The organism is Microcoleus sp. T3_A4, assembly GCF_036700465.1.
Lineage (GTDB): Bacteria > Cyanobacteriota > Cyanobacteriia > Cyanobacteriales > Microcoleaceae > Microcoleus.
Genome location: NZ_JAUBOY010000053.1, coordinates 40,455 through 45,712 on the forward strand (window position 1 = coordinate 40,455; position 5,258 = coordinate 45,712).

Genomic DNA, 5,258 nt, shown 5'->3' on the forward strand with positions numbered 1-5,258 from the left:
CAGTTCAGTCGCCTTCAGTCCGGATGGCACCCAGATTGCCGCTGACAGTGATGACAACACGGTACGGCTGTGGGATGCCAAAACCTTAAAGCCTATTGGCAAGCCTTTGCTGGGGCATCAGAGTTTTGTCTCTTCAGTCGCCTTTAGTCCGGATGGCACCCAGATTGTCTCTGGCAGTGATGACAAAACGTTGCGGCTGTGGGATGCCAAAACCTTAAAGCCTATTGGCAAGCCTTTGCTGGGGCATCAGCATTGGGTTTATTCAGTCGCCTTCAGTCCCGATGGCACCCAGATTGTCTCTGGCAGTGATGACAAGACGTTGCGGCTGTGGGATGCCAAAACCTTAAAGCCCATTGGCAAGCCTTTGCTGGGGCATCAGGGTTGGGTCAATTCAGTGGCCTTCAGTCCCGATGGCACCCAAATTGTCTCTGGCAGTTACGACAACACGGTGCGGCTGTGGGATGCCAAAACCTTAAAGCCCATTGGCAAGCCTTTGCTGGGGCATCAGAGTGAGGTCTATTCAGTCGCCTTCAGTCCGGAGGGCACCCAAATTGTCTCCGGCAGTGATGACAAGACGTTGCGGCTGTGGGATGCCAAAACCTTAAAGCCGATTGGCAAGCCTTTGCTGGGGCATCAGGGTTGGGTCAGTTCAGTGGCCTTTAGTCCCGATGGCACCCAGATTGTCTCTGGCAGTAATGACAAGACGTTGCGGCTGTGGGATGCCAAAACCTTAAAGCCGATTGGCAAGCCTTTGCTGGGGCATCAGGATTGGGTTTTGTCAGTCGCCTTTAGTCCGGATGGCACCCAAATTGTCTCCGGCAGTTTAGACTACACGGTGCGGCTGTGGGATGCCAAAACCTTAAAGCCGATTGGCAAGCCTTTGCTGGGGCATCAGATTTTGGTTTTGTCAGTCGCCTTCAGTCCGGATGGCACCCAGATTGTCTCTGGCAGTGATGACAACACGGTACGGCTGTGGGATGCCAAAACCTTAAAGCCTATTGGCCAGCCTTTGCTGGGGCATCAGAGTTCGGTCATTTCAGTCGCCTTCAGTCCGGATGGCACCCAGATTGTCTCTGGCAGTAGGGACAAGACGGTGCGACTGTGGGGGGATATTTCCTTGGAGGGGTTATTGCATAGGGCTTGCAAACAACTCCGCTATCACTCTGTCTTGGTTGAACCTGAAACCGATGTTGCCAGGGAAGCAAAGAAAACTTGTCAGCGATACAAAGATCCTTAAAATGACAATTTTTACCCCAATTTCTGGCTTTTCTTCCTAACTTGATTTCCTTTTTTGTATACAATTCCTAACTAATTGACCACTATGTAAGGCCAAAAGCTTCAGTAGTAAGATAAAGAACACAGTGTCTTACGAGGTTGTCTTACAGTGTTGTGAGACAACTCCGTAAGACAGCTCGGAAAGACCCCATTAGGCGTAAGAATAGCGAAGCTGCCATAGACCGCAAAGTAGCAACTAAAACCCTCATCTGGTAAATGATTACAGGCATTTTTCCGCTTACTGTTCGTGTGTGCCTTGCAAATACTCAGTTCCCACGGCAGAGTATAACCAATACTCTGACGCGGGAAACGAAAGAACAGCGGGAACCCTTACCAGCGAAAGCTTTTAATCCAGCTCTCGACAGGCAGAAGTTTTAGTGAACAAGCTGGACTTTAGCGATATGAGTAATATTTACCTTTTTTTACGTACCTGATGTTCTCAAATAGCCTGGATCTCGATTTTAGAAAAATAAGCGCTCAAGCCCTTACCCGGCAATGGTTTTAAGTCCTACTTTGCGGTTCGTGTCAGCCTCGCTAGTTTTGTGCCGATTTAAGATATTTGTATAATTTAATCTGAATTCAATAACTGCGACAAATTACTAATTACCACAACTTATTGAGCGGATACCAAAAAAGAATGTATAGATGTTACATACAACCTCTCTAGAAGGGTTAAAGGTAACGTACCTTTAATTTCTGGAGTGTCTAATCGATTGGCTGCTGTCCAATGTGCATTTACTAATGAACGGGAAAATTTATGTCCCAGCGCCAAGAGTCCGGATTTCCAAATTCGCAAAATCCAAATCTTCAAAGTCAGCAAGACATTAAGGGCGATCGCAACCAGTCGATCGCTCAGGTATTGGGTGGCATAGTAGTATATGTTAGTGGCGGTCAAGCGATCTTTGGTGCAACTTCCAGTGAGGCAGATGGGTCGGAAGAGAAAAAGACTCAATCTGCTATCGGTGCCAATCCTTACAGAGGATTGCTGGCATTTCAAGAAACCGATGGATCTCGTTTTTTTGGACGAGAAAAACAGATTGCTGACCTGTGGGAGAAGCTTCGCAGCTTGTATGAATCTGCTAATGCGGTTCGCTTATTGCCGATTTATGGGCCTTCCGGTTCGGGAAAATCCTCATTGGCAAGGGCGGGACTCATTCCAGAACTGGCACGAAAGCCGATACCTGGGTACGATCGCGCTAGAGTTGCCGTATTAGTGCCGGGAACCAATCCCTTAGAAGCATTAGCAACTGTGCTGGCGCGCATTGTCACTAATGATGAGACTCCGGTTGCCAAAAGTCGGGAGTTTGAGGGAGAACTCAAGCACAGTAACGAAAGCGGCGAGTTTGATGGGTTGCGGCGAATTGCCAATGTCTTCCCCGATATCGCCATCTCTCCATTGATTGTACTGGTAGATCAATTTGAAGAAATTTATACCCTTTGTGAAAATCAAAGTGAAAGAGATACTTTTGTTGGTAATTTGCTTTGTGCTGCCAAAGCTCAATCGAAGCAAGTAACAGTAATCGTCACGTTCCGCAGTGACTTTTTAGGGGAAACTCAGAAACATTCCCAACTGAATCGTCTGTTTACTGAGCAAGGTTATCTCGCACCTGCAATGAACGAAGCAGAGTTGCGACAGGCGATTGGTAAACCCGCAGAATTGGCGGGACATCCTTTGGATGAAGCTACCATCAATCTATTAGTTAATGATACAGAAGGACGGGAGGGAGCTTTACCTCTGCTTCAGTTTGCCCTGACGCGGATTTGGGAAGGATTGGCAGAAGGGAAACCACCTGCACAGACGCTTAAAGAAATTGGCGGCGTGGGGGGTGCGTTGGCAGGGGAAGCACAGCGCATTTATGACAACCTCAGCCCGGAGGAACAGGAGATTGCCCGACGAGTATTTTTGGGATTGGTGCAACTGGGAGAGGGAACCAAAGACACGCGCCGTCGCGCTTTGCTGGATAGTTTGGGGTCGCACCAAAACCAGCCGGAACAGTTGAAACGGGTTGTTAACTTGTTTTCAGCGCCGGGAGTGCGGCTGATTACGCTCTCGGCAACGGGCAGCAGCGAAACCGCAGAAGTGACCCATGAAGCTTTGTTTGAGCATTGGCGGAAGTTTCAGGAATGGCTTGATGGTAGCCGGGAAGATATTCGGTTTGGGAGGCGGTTAGACGAGGACGCACGCTACTGGGATGAACAAGGTCGTCCGGAGGGGATTTTGTGGCGACCGCCTGACTTGGACTTGTTGAAGAACTATCAGCAGCGATCTGACAAGGATATGACTCCTTTGCAGATGGAGTTTTTTACAGCATCGAGGGAGGCGGAGGAAACACGGAAACGAAACCAGAAGATGACGTTTTGGGGATTGGTCATGCTTTTGGTAGGTGCAATCGGTTTTGCTGGCTCCGCCTTGTACCAACTCCAACAGGCACAACGCCAACGAGTAGAACTATTAGTCGCGACAGCAGGCTTGTCGGTTTCAAGTCAACCAGTTGATGCCACGGTTAATGCCCTGGCTGCTGTTGGGTTGAGTCAATCTTTTCTAGTTCAGTTTCCCAATCACTCGGTTTCTCCTTCAGCCTATGGGGCAGTCTTAGATTCAGTTCCGGTACTCCGGGAACGAAATCGATTGCAACATCAGAGTGCGGTCAATTCAGTCGCTTTCAGTCCGGATGGCACCCAGATTGTCTCCGGCAGTTCTGACGACATGGTGCGGCTGTGGGATGCCAAAACCCTCAAGCCCATTGGCAAGCCTTTGCTGGGGCATCAGGAGGGGGTCAATTCAGTCACCTTCAGTCCGGATGGCACCCAGATTGTCTCCGGCAGTTCTGACGACACGGTGCGGCTGTGGGATGCCAAAACCCTCAAGCCCATTGGCAAGCCTTTGCTGGGGCATCAGAGTGTGGTCATGTCAGTCGCCTTCAGTCCGGATGGCACCAAGATTGTCTCTGGCGGTGCTGACAGTACGGTGCGGCTGTGGGATGCCAAAACCCTCAAGCCCATTGGCAAGCCTTTGCTGGGGCATCTAGTCACATCAGTCGCCTTCAGTCCGGATGGCACCAAGATAGTCTCTGGCGGTGCTGACAGTACGGTGCGACTGTGGGATGCCAAAACCCTCAAGCCCATTGGCAAGCCTTTGCTGGGGCATCAGAGTAGGGTCTATTCAATCGCCTTCAGTCCGGATGGCACCAAGATTGTCTCTGGCAGTTGGGTCGAGACGGTGGTGCGGCTGTGGGATACCAAAACCGGACAGCCGATTGGCAAGCCTTTGCTAGGGCATCAGGCATCGGTCTATTCAGTCGCCTTCAGTCCGGATGGCACCAAGATTGTCTCTGGCAGTTACGACAAGACGGTGCGACTGTGGGATGCCAACACCGGACAGCCGATTGGCAAGCCTTTGCTGGGGCATCAGAGTGCGGTCAGATCAGTCGCCTTCAGTAGGGATGGCACTAAGATAGTCTCTCGCAGCGACGACAACACGGTGCGGCTTTGGGATGCCAACACCCAACCGATTGGCAGGCCTTTGCTGGGGGCTCCGGCACCGGGCTATTCAGTCGCCTTCAGTGAAGATGGCACCAGGATTGTCTCTGGCAGCTTTTACGACAATACATTGCGGCTGTGGGATGCCAAAACCGGACAGCCGATTGGCAAGCCTTTGCTAGGGCATCAGAGTGCGGTCTATTCAGTCGCCTTCAGCAGGGATGGCACCAAGATTGTCTCTGGCAGTTACGACAAGACATTGCGGCTGTGGGATGCCAAAACCGGACAGCCGATTGGCAAGCTTTTGCTGGGGCATCCAGTCAGATCAGTCGCCTTCAGTCCTGATGGCACCAAGATTGTCTCTGGCGGTGCTGACAGTACGGTGGGGCTGTGGGATGCCAAAACCCTCAAGCCGATTGGCAAGCCTTTGCTGGGGCATCCAGTCAGATCAGTCGCCTTCAGTCCTGATGGCACCAAGATTGTCTCTGGCGGTGCTGACAGTA

General features: G+C 50.9%; 2 protein-coding genes. Both read left to right on the forward strand.

Features of this window, described 5'->3' with window-relative positions; translation table 11 throughout:
* Positions 1 to 1,237: WD40 repeat domain-containing protein (locus QUA07_RS24820; protein ID WP_445305909.1), on the forward strand; the 1,237-nt coding region annotated here is incomplete at its 5' end.
* 795 nt (positions 1,238 to 2,032) lie between these two features.
* The coding region (locus QUA07_RS24825; RefSeq protein WP_333330478.1) for an nSTAND1 domain-containing NTPase at positions 2,033 to 5,258 on the forward strand (3,226 nt) is incomplete at its 3' end.